This window comes from Microbacterium sp. (genome assembly GCF_032084865.1).
Taxonomy (GTDB): Bacteria; Actinomycetota; Actinomycetes; order Actinomycetales; family Microbacteriaceae; genus Microbacterium.
This window is the reverse complement of the sequence record NZ_DAMDLU010000068.1, coordinates 1-14,613: the sequence shown is the minus strand read 5'-3', so window position 1 is coordinate 14,613 and position 14,613 is coordinate 1. Positions and strand designations below refer to the sequence as shown.

Sequence of the window (14,613 nt, the reverse complement as noted above, 5' to 3'; positions counted from 1 at the left end):
CGCCCGGCGGAGACGGCGGCACGATCATGACCGTGTGCACGGGCAACATCTGCCGCTCTCCGATGGGCGAGGTGCTGTTGCGATCTGCACTGGCAGACCTCGGCGTGCGCGTGCACAGCGCCGGCACCCATGCTCTGGTCGACGAGGGCATGACCGAGCAGGCGCTACAGCTGGCGGTCGAGCACGGAGCGGATGCCATAGCATCGGGCGATCACCGAGCTCGGCTGCTGACCGGGCCGTTGCTGACCGAGACCGACCTCGTGCTGGCGATGGCGCGCGAGCACCGCTCGCACGTGGTGCAGATGATGCCGGCCCTGCTGCACCGCACCTTCACGCTGCGCGAGTTCGCCCGCCTGGCCGCGACGCTCACCGACGACGAGGTGCGCGCCGGTGTCGCGTTGGCCGGCCCGGATGCCGGAGCCCGGCTGCAGGCGCTCGCCCGCCTGATCGGCAGCCAGCGCGGCATGGTGCCCGCCGAGCCCGACAACGACGACGTGATCGACCCCTACCGCCGCTCGCAGAAGACGTACGACCTGTCGGCGTCACAGCTCGCGCCCGCCGTGGCCGAGGCTGCGCGCGTGATCCGCGCGGCGCTGGCCTGGCCCTCTCCCTGAGGCGATAGCTCATCTTCCCCGCTCCTTAGCCTTTCCCGGTCGGTGTGCGACTCCCCGGTGGTTGAGCGAGCGCAGCGAGTCGAAACGCGGCCGCTCATGAGCGGCCAGTCGCCGCGCATGCGCGTGACCCTTACCCCCGCCGCCAGCCTCCTCATCATCCCCTGCGCCACAGCGCTGGCCCTGATCCTCTGGCTCCCGGTCTAGGAAGCATCCAACGTAACCGGCGTGGTCTTCGCGGCCGCCCGGTACGTCAGCGAGCTCACCAGCATCGACCCCAGCACGACCTCGACGGTCTTCAATTTCTCGCCAACATCGTGCTGTTCGTGCCGCTTGCCTTTCTCGTGTCGCTCACCTTGACCGCGCCTTCGACCCTGAAGTGTGGTGCCGTTAAGCTTCGCTGTGAACGTTACGGTTGAGCTCGCCCAAGTGCTGCTGCCCAGCCGATTCCGACGATCTCCGACGTCGTGGTCAACACCGGTACGACGGTCGGCGCGCTGTTTCCGGAGCATCGCGTTGAGGGTGTAACAGAGTCTGGATCTTCCGGCTCGAGCGGCGAGCTAGCGCCGTAGTTCGTGAGGTTGCGGAGGCTGAGGGCTGAGTCGCGGAGGTGTTCCAGCCCACCATTGATCTTTCCCGCAGCCCCTTTGCTGGCGCCGGAGCATCGAAGAACGGCAGGTGTCGGCGGCGCGCTGCTTGGTGCCTGCGGCCGAGTCTGCGCATCTCGATCAGCGCAGCTGCAACACCGCTAGCGACAGCTGACCGACGGCCTCAAGGCCCGGCTCGTCGAGGCGAAAGAACACGTGAGGCAGGGCGCGGAATACCTCCACGCCTATCCGCCGACTGGCAAGCATAGGCCGACCAGACTCTCAACTGCGAAGAGCCCTCAAGGACGCCAGTGTGGCATCGCGTCAGGCGCTCGGGTGTATACGCTTTCTGATTAATCGAACCAAATCAATGGGCAACGCGCCGCTGACAATAGACTTGAGCACCTTGAGATACTCCCGCGGTCGGGCACCCATCAGCGGGTAGTAATAAAGCCGTGCACGGATCTCGCCGGCGCGATGGCGAAGTCGCCGTTTCTGGAAGTCTTGGCGATTCACGCGATAATTTAAAAGCACGTCGGGTATCATGTACAACCTCCGTCCCGCCAGTATCAGCTCACACCAGAGCGCGAGGTCCTCAGCGCGTTTGTAGTCCGGGTAGCCTCCGACCAAATTGATCGCTTCTCGGCGCATAATGGACGCGGGGTGTATTGGAGTGGATCCTCGCATGATGTCACGGCGGGTCTTTTCCCCCGGCACTCCCAGGATCATCGATGACTGGTCCTCCGAGAACTCTCTGGCGCACGCTGAGATCACATCGAACTCCGGAAACTCTTGGACGGAGATCCACAAGCGCTCTAGATAATTGCTCTCCGCCCAATCGTCAGTATCCATCCGGGCGAGATACTCGGTTTCAATCGTCGCTAGGCCATAGTTCAGAGCACCGGTGAATCCCCGATTCGTCCCGTCGCCAATAATCCGTATCCTTATGTTTGGGAATTCACGGACGATACGTTTTAGGTCGTTCCTGCCTCCATCGTCGACAATAAGCAGTTCGAAGTCCGTGAAAGTCTGGCCTGCGAGAGAATTGATCGCCTGCCAGAGGTGACTCGGATCCGTGTTGTATTCCGCCATGAGCACAGTCAGCGCGGCAAGTCGACGATCTGTCACAGTTGGTAGCCTTCCCTCGTCCTATCTCTGCGGACTCGCATAACGACGATGGCGATCAGCGCGAACACGCTCATCGCCGCGTATGCGATCATGCTCGCGTAGGCGGCTCCGGGCGCGCCGAACGGTGGGATTAGCATCACAAGCGCGATGGAGATCGCCACGACTCCCACGGCTCCAGACAGCCCCGCGATCGAAATGAACTTCCATCCCGCCGCGGCGCGGCTGAGAATCAGGAAGGGAACCAACGCAATCTCGGCGATCACCAAGATTCGCGCCACCTCCACCGCGCCGTCGTACTCAGGGCCGAACAACCAGGGGATGGCCCACGGGGCGACCAGCCAAAAGACGAGCGCATACAGAGCGGTCTGCGTCGTCGCCACAGCACTCCACGTCAACGTCTGCCGGAACGACAGCTGTCCTGCCGCAGCGCCTCGAAAGACTATCTGGCCGATCGAATTGCTGATTACCCCAGGGATAGAAGCCGGAGTGGCGGCTACGGCGTAGATTCCCACGGAGCGACTATCGCCGAGTGCGCCTAGGAAGAGTTGGTCCGCGCGATAGGTCACGACTTGACCGATATTCATACCCATTAGTCGTAAGCCATCTCGCAACAAGAGCCACTCGGCCGCTCGCACGGAGCCTTGTTTCCCCGACGCGCTCCGCACAAGTACAACTCCGAACCAGAGCCCAACGAGGATCCGCAGCGTGAAGGCGCTCGCGTGCATTATCACGATGCTGATGACGGAAAGCTCCTGTCCACTTGAGAAAAGGAGCTGCATAAGGACTAGAAGAATCCCCAGCGTATTGAGCATGGCCGCACTGTGGGTACGGCCGACGGCGTTGAACGCATCAAACAATTGATTTCCGAGGAACACCGTGATGCCTAGCCACAGCGACGCCGCGATAAGTGCGGGCTGCAGCAGCTGCTCGTCCGCGAACGCCCCGTATACAAAAATGAAGACCAGCGTCAAGATCAGCATCAGAACCGACAACTTCCCGGACAACCGGACGTAGTGGTGCAGGCCAACATCGCCTCGCGGCTGGTGCACGCGGTAAGACACGTTCACCCCAACGGCGCTGACCAGTGCTAGTAGCCCCGACGCCGTGAAGACAATCGCGAATACGCCCCGCGCTTCGGGGAGCAGCAGACGCGCGATCAACACGCTGTTGACGAGTCCGAAACCGAAGCCAGCGAAGTTCCAGCACAGCGTGCCAAGCAGGACTCGCCGCGGACTAGATGACATGCCCCGTCCTGACCTTAATATTCCGTTGCAGGCCAACGATCCCGCGGCTCAGAGCGAGTAGTGCCGTTCCTACGGTCAGCCAGATCGGGAGATGCGTTGATGCATCGCGCACATGCGCGAGGAATAGCACGCTGACAAGGCCGAGGGCCCCGAGACCCATTGGACGATGATCACTGGCATCCAGCCGGGCGAGTAACAGGCCCCAGGCGAAGAGCATCACGACGATCCCAATAATGCCGAAGTTGTGGTGCGCCTCTCCGATGACGGACCCTCCGACTTGTCCTGCTCGTTGACCCACCAGGACGTTAAAGAGACGCATGTCCGTCTCTGCCAGCACATTCTCTTGGCCAGCTATCGTGTTCCAGTAGCGTAAGAGGGGAGCGAGATAGGTCTCTCCAAGGCCGTGCGATTCCCCGAGCTGCTCATGCCAGGTGAGGGACAGCGCGACGACCCTCGCAGTACTGCCCATCTCCTCGATGCCATCCAGAAGATTAACAGCCACTTCGGTCGAGCCGCCGAGACTTCCAACACCTAGAGACCGGACCTGGCGAACAATCGCGACCCCCAGGAGTACGACGATTGACACCACCAAGAGTAGCCAACGGGGACGTACCCTCGAGTACTTCATGTAAATGCCGGTGCCTGCCACAAGGGGAACGAGCACCTCACCCCGCAACCCGAGCGGGAATCCTAGAGCGGCAAAAATCATGAAGGCGATGAGTCCAACCGCAGCGACCTTCGAGCGGACGAATTGGGCGATCATCGGCACACCCAACGAGATTCCCATATAGGCCAGCCCAATTGGCAAGCCCTTCGTGAGTTCAAGATATCGTTCGTACGAGAGGAGGAAGAACGCACCGCCTGCAGCAGCGACGCTCGAAAGCGCCCAGGCCACAATGCTACCCACCACCACAAAACTCCCCACGGCGGCTATCGAGCGTCTTAGGTCCTCCTGGCCCTGTGAGGTGAAGGAAACTTCCGCGACCGCGGGTGCCCGCAGACGTCCGGTGCCGCCGATGGCGACGCCGAAGGCGAACGCGCTGATCCCGATTGCGATAGCGATCGCCAGCCGCGGCAGCACCTCAAAGGAAAACCAGCTGATCCTGTTCTGCAACAGGAACAGCGGAAGGTCCCCAGTAAGAGCGGGTGTGACGAAAAGTCCGCAGTGAAAGATCACCATAACCAGCAAGGCTAGAAAAGGCATCGACCACTGACCGAGTAACGTCGACCGCATGACGATGACTCCGCTGACTACGGCCACGATCAGCGCGAAGGCTGCCGCAAGACGGCCACTGAGCTCCTGGTTCTCCGATAGCAGCATAGCGAGCGCGAGGAGGAAGCCACTAGTCGCAATTAATCCGGCACGCGGACGTGCCGTCGCGGCTGTTGTATCGTCGCCACTCCCGCACTTCGACGCGTCGATACGCTGACTCATCGCGTGACGCCGGCCCAGATGGTCCGATATTCGTGCACCGAACGCTCACCGTTGAATGGCGATCCCTCAACTGCCGCGCTGATCCTGGCTCCGCTTTGCGGGTTGTCGATCGCTGCGAGAATCGCGTTGACCCATGACGAGTCGCTCTCCGAGGCATCGACCAGCGTTAGCCCCAGAATCTCCCGTCCTATATACACCGTTCCCGGCAGCCTTGTCGCAATTACAGGCATCCCAGCAGCTAGCCCCTCCAGGACAACTCCGGGAACACCTTCGAGCGTGGACGTCATCAGCAGGCATTGAGAGGCCTTAAGCAGCGCAGGGATATCACCGCGCTCGCCAGCGAATATCACCCCATCCTCTACGCCGTTTTGTGTGGCCAGCTTGCGTAGTTCTTGACGATTGTGCACACCGCTAGCGGCGTCTTGCCCGTCGCGACCGACGAAGATGAGCACCGCGCCCGCCCTTTCCTGGCGTACGCCAGCAAGGAGGCGGATAGCACGCTCACGATTCTTGGTGCGAATACCGCCGTTCCCGATGTGAAGTAGAACTGTCGCTCCCGCAGCTACACCCAGATCTGCAGTTAAGTCTGCGGCAACAGCATCGCGATACCGCGCGACATCGATCCCATTGTGCAATACCTGGCATTTAGCGGACGGCCGATGCGAACCCCAAGCTGCTTCCAAAGTCCCAGGAGACACAGCGACGATATTCGTCGCGGCCCACCGGATACCCAGCTCTAGTACCCACCGTCGAAACCGATCAAGGGCGCCGCCCGTGGGACTAGTGTCAGACCGGAAGTGGCAGATCCGCGTCCTCGCGCCAGCGAGCTTCGCCACAGGAAGCAGGTAACCTGCGGATCGGTCCACATGCGAATGGACCGTGTCGAAACGGTCGTTCCGGATAAGCATGAAAAAGCGAAGGAAGAAGCTCACCGACCGTGCTCGAAGCGGCACTACCTTGACGCCGAGCTCCTCGAACTGTGGAGCCAGCTCGCCCTTGACGCCCGCGAGCGTCACGATCGTGTGGAGTCGAGCGTCATCGCCCAAGCTGCGGAGCAGCTGGAGCGTTCGTATCTCGGCCCCGCCCGTCCGTAGCTGTCCGAGAATATGCAGAACGCGCGGGGTCACGGGCGCTCGCCCCGTTGCCGAAACCAGTCCAGCGTGGATCGAACTCCATTCTGGAGCGTTGTTGGGAGAATACCTGGGAAGAGCTCTTTGACTAGTGCGGGGTCGGCTTCGGACGCGCGGACATCGCCGACCCTGGGCGACGTGTGCTCCCGCATTACGCGCTCGCCCAGCTCCGTTTCCACGATGCCGATCAACTCGAGCAGTGATGTACGCGTGCCGAATGCGAGGTTAACGGGGGACTGGGACACAACACGCCGCTTCGCGGCGTCGACGATTGTTTCTGTCACCGTGTCCACGAATGTAAAGTCCCGGGTCTGCTGCCCGTCACCTTCGATGCTAAGCGCGTGGCCCCTGAGTGCCGCATGCAAAAACTTGGGAATCACCGCTGCGTAGGCATGGTTCGCAGCCTGACCCGGACCATACACGTTGAAGAAACGAAATGCGAGCGTCGGTAAGCCGTAGGAATAGTTGTAGGCGATCGCGTAGGCCTCCGTCGCAAGCTTGCTCACTCCATACGGACTCATCGGCCGAGTCCAATCAGTCTCCGTCTTCGGCAATTTCGCGTTGGCGCCGTAGACCGAACTCGACGATGCGACGATGACATGCGCATCATGCTTTCTCGCCGATTCCAATACCGTCAGCGTACCGGTCGCATTCGCCGCATGCGATGGAAAAGGCTCCGCAACCGAGCGCGGAACACTTGGAATAGCGCCTAGGTGGACGACAGAATCTGCCCCGGCGATCGCCCTGTCCATGAGCTCCGCATCGAGGACGCTGCCTTCGAGGACCTTGACGTCCATACCGCGCAGGTTCTCGCGCGATCCAGTTGAAAAGTCATCGACTACAACTATCTCTCTCACCCCGTCTGATTCCTTCAAGAGGCGGTCCACAAGATTGGAACCGATGAATCCGCCGCCACCGGTAACCACAATTTTCATAGTCACGTTCTCTCCTCGTTATGAGCGATCACAGGGTGTCAACATTGTTGCCACGCAACACATTGCGCGTGTCGAGAATTGGCCGCCCAGTACGCACGAGCTCATCGTAATCGAGGTTGTCATGGTCGGTGACGAGGATAGCGGCGTCGAAGCCATCCTTCACCACCTCAGCGACAGTGCAAGCGGTTACCCCGTCCGGCAGCCGTGTGGGATCGACGAAAGCGTCGATAACGACAACTTCGGCATCCATCTCTTGAAGCAGATCGATGATCTTGTTGGCGGGCGACTCCCGCGCGTCGCCCGTGTTCTTCTTATATCCAACGCCGAGAACGACGATTCTCGAACCACCCACTGATCGACGTTCACGGTTTAGCATCCGAGTTAGACGGCTGATCGAGTACGCAGGCATGTGCTCATTCACGTCGTTTGCGAGTTCGACAAAGCGAAAGCTCTCGCCTAGAGACCGGCGTACTTGCCAAGATAGGTAGCTTGGATCAACGGGCAGGCAGTGCCCGCCTACGCCCGGACCCGGCGTGAACCTCATGTAACCGAAGGGTTTGGTCGAGGCCGCATCGATTGCCTCCCAAACGTTCACGTTGAGGGAGTCCGCGAAGATGGCGAGCTCGTTGATCAACGCGATGTTGACATGCCGAAAGGTGTTCTCCAGCAACTTGGTCAGCTCCGCCTCGCGGGGTGTACTCACCGATACGGTCTTCTCGACGATCGACTCGTAGAAGCCCCTTACGCGCTCGAGCGACGCATCGCTAGTGCCTGAGACTACCTTCGGAGTGTTCACGAAGTTCCAAGTTGGGTTGCCCGGGTCGATCCGTTCTGGGCTATATCCCACCGCGAAGTCCTTATCCGCTCGAAGACCGGAACCGGCTTCGAGGAGCGGGACGAATAGCTCCTCGGTCGTCCCGGGGTACGTGGTCGATTCAAGGACGACTAGGGCACCTGCGGTCAGTTGAGCGGCGAGTGATCGAGCAGCATCCTCAATGTACGAGAGGTCAGGGAGGGTCTCGCGAAGTGGCGTCGGGACGGTTACGACGGCGGTGCGGAAGCCAGCCGCGGCTGCGTAGTCAGTTGAAGCGCGGTAACGCCCTGAGGCAATGGCCGCGGCTAGATCGGCTGCGGCTACGTCCTCGACGTATGACTCGCCGCGGTTGAGCGCGTCGACCCGCTTCGGATCGACATCGATGCCGATGACGTCGTAGCCGACCTCGACGGCTCGCATCGCGATCGGCAGCCCGACGTATCCTTGGCCAACCACGACCACAATGCCGCTTTCGCTCGACTCGTTCATACTCTTCCCTTCATCGGAGACGCCTGGGGGTTTCGTCGTCGGCGCGGCGAACACCCGCCGCAACGAGGGCGGATCGCAGGTGCGTTTCGGACGCTTCCCAAACACGGTGTTGATCGAATTCGCTGCGGACCCGCTCTTGGGCTGCTGCTGCCTGCGCTCGTCGAGCCGCCGGGTTCCTGCTCATGTCCTCAATGGCCTGTCTCAGCCCAGCGACATCGCCGATGGAGACGACGGCACCCGTCACACCATCAACAACCGAGTCTATGCAGCCAGTCGCGTCGGATACGATTGCCGGCACCCCCATCGCGGCCGCTTCGAGCACCACGTTGGGAAATCCTTCGCGGAGACTCATCAGCACGAGCACGTCGAAGACTCTTATGTACGGTCGTACATCTGCGACTTCGCCCGTGCGATGGAATACGACGGAGGTGTTGCTCGGCATGTTCATCCCCTCATCTGCCCCTACGAGTAGGACCCGCACCGGTCGCTCGTCGCAACCCGTCGTCGCGACGGCGTGAAGAAGAGTGTCGATACCTTTGTCTGGATGTATTCGCCCGACAAACCCGACGACGAATCCCGGCTGAGCCGCGAGAAATTCGCTGGTCTGCTCGTCGAGTGCGGGCATCTCCGCTTCGCGACGAAACCGCGCCAGGTCGACGCCGTGCGATGATCCTGAGCCCAACACCTCAATCGCTTCGCGATGTGTGATCCCCAGTTCGACTGCACGATCAGCGAGACTGCGGCTGTTCGCCACGACCGCCGTGGATGAGGAGGCTATGAGCTTTTCGAAGCCACGCAGAGCAATGCGCGACAATCCGTGTGCAGTTTCGAATCTGATGCCCCAGAGGCCGTAGATTCTCACCCTCACACGAAGCATGCGGGCGGCGATGGAAGCCAACAGACTTGCCTTCGGCGTCGCGTAAACCACTGCATCTGGACGAACCTGTCGTATGAGTCGAACCAGCCTGACCAAGCTGATCAGGTCCTTGAGAGGATGAGGGCTGCGCCGCATTTGCAGAGACCGCGCACCCACACCGTACTCGAATAGCAGTGGCCCCAGCTCAGTCATGTCGTCCGCCACAAGCGTGACCTCGTAGCCAGCCCTAGCGAGGTGCGTCGCATAGCCACGCAGAAAGAGGCGGGCCGTCATTGCAGCCGTCACGATGAGCATGACTCGAGGGCGCTGGGCGCTGTTCGGAGTCACCAGTGCTTCTCCTTCGCAGGGACACCTACAACTGTGGTTGCGTCGAGGACATCCTTAGTGACGCAGGCGCTCGCCGCGACCAGAGCGTCTGCCCCGATCGTCAGCCCTTGCAGGACAGTGGCTCCAGCGCCGACGAGTGTCCGTGTGCCTATCTGAACCTCTCCCGAAACGATTGCACCTGGATTGATTGAGGTAAAGTCGCCAAGCTCCGAATCGTGCCCCACGATCGCACCCGGATTCAGATGAACGTGTCTGCCGAGCCGCACGTTCGTCGACAACTGCACGCCACTACATATCACGGTGCCCGACCCAATCGACGTCTGGGAGCCGACCACCGCGGCCGGATGCACCAGGCTGGTCGCACGTCCACCCCAGCCATCAACAACTTCGACAATGCGCGCGCGCACGTCTGGCGAACCGATTCCTACCACATATCGGCATGTACCTACGAGGCCCTGTAGAACCTCCAACCCGCCCATCCAAGGGATGCTCCTAGCACTCAGTCGTGCCTGTTGGATGGGCGTCGGAGCATCGTCGACGACCCCGCGGATCCTCCATACCGCTTTCGGTGACGCTGCATTGACCGCGTCGACCACATCCAGCGTCTCCCTTCCAAACCCGCCTGCACCAACGACTATTAGGTCCTCAGTCATGCTCAACTCCGAATCTTCCGATCGTTGCGTGTCCAGCTGCAGAGATGCCCTCTCGCGCAAAGACGGAGCGGATGGTCGCGACGACGATACAGGCGTCAGTATGCAGACTGCGGGATTCCACGTACTCGACGTCGTGCCTGAACTTGTCTTCCCAGCTCAGCGCGTTCCGCCCGTTAACCTGGGCGAGACCGGTCATCCCCGGACGCACCTCGTGTCGGCGCGCCTGCTCAGGTGTGTACCGCTCGAGATACTCGACTAGCAGGGGCCGTGGTCCCACGATGCTCATGTCACCGCGCAGTACGTTCCACAAGCTCGGCAACTCATCGAGACTTGTTGATCGCAGGCGCATACCGAATGGCGTGAGCCGATCGGCATCGGTCACCCAACCGCGCGACTCATCGACGGAGCGCATAGAGCGGAACTTGTATATCGTGAAGATGCGGCCATTCTTGCCGGGTCGTTCCTGGGCAAACAAGACCGGTTTGCCGAGCTTCGTCGCGACAAGCAGCGCAGTCGTCGCGATCACTGGCGAAAGGATGATCAGACCTGCAGCGGAGGCAACGACGTCGATCGCACGCTTTATCGTGTCGTAGGGATGCGCGACGGTCATCCCTGCATGAACCTGTCGATGGACGCAACGACGCGCGAGCGCTGATCGTCCGTCAACGCGGAGCCGCTCGGAAGAGTCAAACCGCGCTCAAAGAGTTGCTCCGACGCCCCGTTGAGCACACCTCGGAGCGTCTCGAACACCGGCTGCTTGTGCATCGGCTTCCACAGGGGACGACTTTCGATGTTGTCCCCAGCGACTGCCGCTGCGAGGTCTGCGGGCTGCCAGCCGGTCACGTCGGAGTCGATAAGGATCGATGTGAGCCAGACGTTGTCAACCTCATCGCCATCGGCGCCGAAAACCTCCACGCCGTCTACCTCACGGAACAGTTGCTTATAGAGCTCGCGCATCTCGCGACGGCGGGCGATCATCTCGTCGAGTCGCGAAAGCTGCGCACGGCCGAGAGCGGCGAGCAGGTTGCTCATGCGGTAGTTGTAACCGATGTCGGTGTGCTCATAGTGCACCACCGGCTGGCGAGCTTGCGTGGCTAGGTACCGCACGTGCTGAGCGAGCGCGGCGTCGTCGGTCAGCAGCATGCCGCCGCCCGACGTTGTCATGATCTTGTTGCCGTTGAACGACACGATCGAGGCACGGCCAAAGCTGCCGGCGGCTTTACCGTCATGCGTGGCGCCGAGCGACTCGGCTGCGTCAGCTAGCACGGGCACCCCGAATTCATCGGCGATCGCAAGAATGCTGGTGTAATCGACTGCCTTTCCGAGGAGATCGACAGGCACGATTGCCGCCACCTTCTCGCCGCCGTCTCGCAGTTGCGCGAGCGCTTGACGCAGTAACTCGGGGTTCATGTTGCCCGTAGTGATGTCAGCGTCGACGAAGTAGGGCTCGGCTCCGGTGTATACGATCGCGTTAGTGGTCGCCGCGAAAGTCATGGTGGACGTCACTACGATGTCACCAGGCCCGACACCCAAGGTCAGCAGACCGAGGTGGAGGGCGGCTGTCCCGGAGCTGAGGGCTACTCCATGCGCGACGCCGACACGCTCAGCCAACTCACGTTCGAATGCGTCGACGTCGGGCCCGAGAGGTGCGATCCATCCCGACCGCATGGCCGCGATGACCGCGTCTTCTTCGAGTTGGGTCACATCGGGCGACGACATGTAGATGCGCTCAGCCATTGACCGTGCCTTTCTTGACGGCGATGCGCTCGATGACCATCGTCTCGTTGTCGCGGGGCTCCGCCGTCATCCGCGCCTCCCAGCCGGCTTTGTCGAGGCGCTGCGGCGTGATCGGATCGGCGGTCGTGTGTGAGATCTGCGGGTGGAAGGGCCGCTCCAGGTTTTCGCGCGCCCCGACCAGCTCTTCATGCAGCTTCTCGCCGTGGCGAAGGCCAGTGAAGCGGATTTCGATCTGCTTGCCCGACATGGCGATCATGCGCTTCGCGACCTCGAGAATCGACACGGGCTCGCCCATGTCGAGAATCAGCACCTCTCCGCGGCGTCCGATGCCACCCGCCTGGATCACCAGCTGGCACGCCTCGGGGATGGTCATGAAGTAGCGCGTCGCCTCGGGGTGCGTCACCGTGAGTGGCTTGCCGTCACGGATCAGCGCCTGGAACGTCGGCAGCATCGACCCGCGGCTGCCGATCACGTTGCCGAAGCGCACCGAGAGGTAGCGCATGCCGCTTTCTTCTGCGGCCCAGGCGGTGAGCTTCTCAGCGACGCGCTTCGAGTGACCCAGCACGCTCGTGGGGTTCGCCGCTTTGTCGGTCGACACGTTGACGAAGTGCGTGACGCCCGCGCGCATGGCCGCGGTGAGCACATTCAACGATCCGATCACGTTGGTCTTCCACGCCTCGTCGGGGTACTGCTCGAGCATCGGCAGGTGCTTCAGCGCGGCCGCGTGGAACACCACCTCGGGCAGTCGGTCGGCGAAGATCGCGCTGAGCTGCTCGGCGTCGCGGATGTCGGCGAGAACGACCTCGTTCGTGTCGAGCAGCCCATGACCGGCGGTGCCCAGCTGGGCGATCTGCAGCCCGGTCTCGTCGCGGTCGAGCATGATCAGCTCGCTCGGGCCGTACTTCGACAGCTGCCGGCACAGCTCTGAGCCGATCGAGCCGCCGGCTCCGGTGACCAGCACCCGCTTGCCGGTGATGTATCCGGCGATCAGTTCGACGTTGGTGTCGACGGGATGCCGGCCGATGAGGTCTTCGATGCTGATGTCGCGCACGTCGGTCACAGCCTGCTCACCAGACATCATCGCGTTCAGCGACGGAGTCACGGCGACGCGAGCACCGACGCCGGCCGCGCGATCGCTGATCTTGCGAAGCACGACGCTGTCGGCCTGGCCGATGGCGACCACGACCATCGTCGCTCGCGTGCGCCGCACGGCCTCGGCCAGCTCTGAGGTGCGGCCGATGACCGGGACCCCACGCAGGATCAGGTTCTTCTTGGCGGGGTCGTCGTCGAGAAGGCCGACCGGGCGAATGGGCGATGCGGGATCGGTCGTCATGTTGTGCAGCAGCTTGTCGCCGAGATAACCCGCTCCGACGATGATCGCGGGCTCGGCATCCTCCCCCGGCTTGCGAGAGCGATCGAGCATCAGTCGAGCGACGTACCGCACGCCGAACATCAGCAGCAGCACGATGGGCGCCGCGAGGAACATCGTTCCGCGCGGAATGCTGACGACGGTGCCCACCGTCACGACGATCAGGCCGAGCGCGGCGGTGATGCCGATCACGATCAACGCGAGTAGACGGACCTCGTCAAAAGAGCCGTAGGGGTAGCGACCGCGGTACAGCTTGGTTGCGAAGCCGGCGACAGCGTGCAGTCCGCCGGCTGTCACAGCGAGTGCCAGCGTGGCCAGCCAGCCGTCGATCGGCGTCGAGAACTCGAATCGCAGCGACACGGCGAGCAGCACACCGATCCCCCACGAGGCGGCGTCGACGATCGCCGCGGCTGAACGCCGGCGTCGCTGCATGACGGGTGTGTTCGACAGGATGTTGATCTCTCCGGTCGCAGGCGCGACGATATCCGCCTCTTCAGCCGTCATGGATCCCCCTCATTCGGCTACTTTCCCCAACCATGGTCCCATACATCGGCGGCGAACCTTGCGTCAAGACCTCTGATCACTCTGGCGGCGGATTGTCGGAATCCTCTGAACCGGCGGGCGGTTCAGTCGGCTGCGGCGCCGGCTCGGAGGGCGTCGGCGTCGGCTGCGGCTGCGGCCGAGGGCCCTGCGTACGGGGCTGATCGGCCTCCGCCTCGGCCTCTCGTCGTGCCCGCTCTTCACGCACCCGGTCGGCGTACACCTGGTCGGCCGCGAGCGCGACGACGGCGTCGCGGTAGGCGACCAGCGAGGCAGCTCCCCGCTCGGTGAGAAGGTCGGCGGCGGCCACGGCCTGGGCGGCGGCCGTCACGGCGTCTTTCAGCTTCTGACCGGCGTCGGGGCTGTCGGCGACACTCGTCTGGGCGACCTTCGGGAACGTCGCGGTGAATGCCGCCAGCTGCGCCGTGAACGCTGCGGTGCGAGCCTCCATCGCCGTGCGCTGGGCGCGCACCTCGGCGGTCACCCGGTCGATCTCTGACAGGTGCAGCTGCGCGGCGTCGATCGCCGCCCCGACGGCTGTCAGCGAGCCCGTCTCGGTCTTGCCGCGCGAATACGCGGTCGGCGCCGGCGGCACAGTCAGCGCGGCGAGGTCGGCGCGATACGCGTCGATCTCGGCGAGCGCGGCGTCGAGGGCTTTGCCGTCGGCGATCGCGATGGTGCCTGCGTTGGCCGGCGCGTCCTTCCGCCCCGGCGGGATGTCTGCCGGATCGGTCGCT

The 14,613-nt window shown here is 62.5% G+C and carries 12 protein-coding genes and 1 pseudogene; 1 reads left to right on the top strand and 12 read right to left on the bottom strand.

What is annotated here, in order from left to right; genetic code table 11:
* Positions 1 to 614 (top strand): low molecular weight phosphatase family protein (locus RT309_RS08695; protein ID WP_313356474.1); only part of this gene is annotated, 614 nt, incomplete at its 5' end.
* 908 nt (positions 615 to 1,522) lie between these two features.
* Here RT309_RS08695 and RT309_RS08690 read toward each other — a convergent pair.
* The 12 genes and pseudogenes from RT309_RS08690 to RT309_RS08635 all read right to left on the bottom strand — a co-directional run.
* Entirely contained in the window at positions 1,523 to 2,290 is a 768-nt protein-coding gene (locus RT309_RS08690; protein ID WP_313356473.1) for a glycosyltransferase, read from the bottom strand.
* Positions 2,291 to 2,322: 32 nt separating this feature from the next.
* Entirely contained in the window at positions 2,323 to 3,570 is a 1,248-nt protein-coding gene (locus RT309_RS08685) for an oligosaccharide flippase family protein (RefSeq protein WP_313356472.1), read from the bottom strand.
* Entirely contained in the window at positions 3,560 to 5,005 is a 1,446-nt protein-coding gene (wzy, locus tag RT309_RS08680; protein WP_313356471.1) for an O-antigen polysaccharide polymerase Wzy, read from the bottom strand. Before wzy ends, RT309_RS08685 begins: the two co-directional genes overlap by 11 nt.
* A complete protein-coding gene (locus RT309_RS08675) occupies positions 5,002 to 6,132 on the bottom strand; it encodes a glycosyltransferase (protein WP_396654437.1) in 1,131 nt (376 codons plus the stop codon). The genes wzy and RT309_RS08675 overlap by 4 nt, the downstream gene beginning before the upstream one ends.
* Complete coding sequence (locus RT309_RS08670; RefSeq protein WP_313356475.1) at positions 6,129 to 7,070, bottom strand: NAD-dependent epimerase/dehydratase family protein; 942 nt, start codon at positions 7,068 to 7,070, stop codon at positions 6,129 to 6,131. Before RT309_RS08670 ends, RT309_RS08675 begins: the two co-directional genes overlap by 4 nt.
* Before the next feature lie 28 nt (positions 7,071 to 7,098).
* Positions 7,099 to 8,373: a nucleotide sugar dehydrogenase gene (locus RT309_RS08665; protein WP_313356470.1), complete on the bottom strand. Its 1,275-nt coding sequence runs from the start codon at positions 8,371 to 8,373 to the stop codon at positions 7,099 to 7,101.
* Positions 8,374 to 8,383: 10 nt separating this feature from the next.
* On the bottom strand, positions 8,384 to 9,544 hold the full coding sequence (locus tag RT309_RS08660; protein ID WP_313356469.1) for a glycosyltransferase: 1,161 nt from the start codon (positions 9,542 to 9,544) through the stop codon (positions 8,384 to 8,386).
* A gap of 29 nt (positions 9,545 to 9,573) precedes the next feature.
* Positions 9,574 to 10,230, bottom strand: coding sequence for an acetyltransferase (locus tag RT309_RS08655; protein WP_313356468.1), 657 nt, complete (start codon positions 10,228 to 10,230; stop codon positions 9,574 to 9,576).
* Positions 10,223 to 10,840: a sugar transferase gene (locus tag RT309_RS08650; RefSeq protein ID WP_313356467.1), complete on the bottom strand. Its 618-nt coding sequence runs from the start codon at positions 10,838 to 10,840 to the stop codon at positions 10,223 to 10,225. The genes RT309_RS08655 and RT309_RS08650 overlap by 8 nt, the downstream gene beginning before the upstream one ends.
* Positions 10,837 to 11,967 carry an aminotransferase class I/II-fold pyridoxal phosphate-dependent enzyme gene (locus RT309_RS08645; RefSeq protein WP_313356466.1) on the bottom strand — a complete coding sequence of 377 codons (1,131 nt, stop codon included), beginning with the start codon at positions 11,965 to 11,967 and terminating at the stop codon, positions 10,837 to 10,839. Before RT309_RS08645 ends, RT309_RS08650 begins: the two co-directional genes overlap by 4 nt.
* A complete protein-coding gene (locus tag RT309_RS08640) occupies positions 11,960 to 13,840 on the bottom strand; it encodes a nucleoside-diphosphate sugar epimerase/dehydratase (RefSeq protein WP_313356465.1) in 1,881 nt (626 codons plus the stop codon). Before RT309_RS08640 ends, RT309_RS08645 begins: the two co-directional genes overlap by 8 nt.
* Before the next feature lie 76 nt (positions 13,841 to 13,916).
* A pseudogene (locus tag RT309_RS08635) lies at positions 13,917 to 14,613 on the bottom strand (hypothetical protein); the annotation flags it as partial.

Excerpts from the sequence above, each read along its gene's own strand:
- RT309_RS08645 (WP_313356466.1), bottom strand. The coding sequence starts at position 11,967 with ATGGCTGAGCGCATCTACATGTCGTCGCCCGATGTGACCCAACTCGAA.
- RT309_RS08690 (WP_313356473.1), bottom strand. The coding sequence starts at position 2,290 with ATGGCGGAATACAACACGGATCCGAGTCACCTCTGGCAGGCGATCAAT.
- RT309_RS08670 (WP_313356475.1), bottom strand. The coding sequence starts at position 7,070 with ATGAAAATTGTGGTTACCGGTGGCGGCGGATTCATCGGTTCCAATCTT.
- RT309_RS08655 (WP_313356468.1), bottom strand. The coding sequence starts at position 10,230 with ATGACTGAGGACCTAATAGTCGTTGGTGCAGGCGGGTTTGGAAGGGAG.
- wzy (WP_313356471.1), bottom strand. The coding sequence starts at position 5,005 with ATGAGTCAGCGTATCGACGCGTCGAAGTGCGGGAGTGGCGACGATACA.
- RT309_RS08660 (WP_313356469.1), bottom strand. The coding sequence starts at position 9,544 with ATGCTCATCGTGACGGCTGCAATGACGGCCCGCCTCTTTCTGCGTGGC.
- RT309_RS08650 (WP_313356467.1), bottom strand. The coding sequence starts at position 10,840 with ATGACCGTCGCGCATCCCTACGACACGATAAAGCGTGCGATCGACGTC.
- RT309_RS08685 (WP_313356472.1), bottom strand. The coding sequence starts at position 3,570 with ATGTCATCTAGTCCGCGGCGAGTCCTGCTTGGCACGCTGTGCTGGAAC.
- RT309_RS08665 (WP_313356470.1), bottom strand. The coding sequence starts at position 8,373 with ATGAACGAGTCGAGCGAAAGCGGCATTGTGGTCGTGGTTGGCCAAGGA.
- RT309_RS08640 (WP_313356465.1), bottom strand. The coding sequence starts at position 13,840 with ATGACGGCTGAAGAGGCGGATATCGTCGCGCCTGCGACCGGAGAGATC.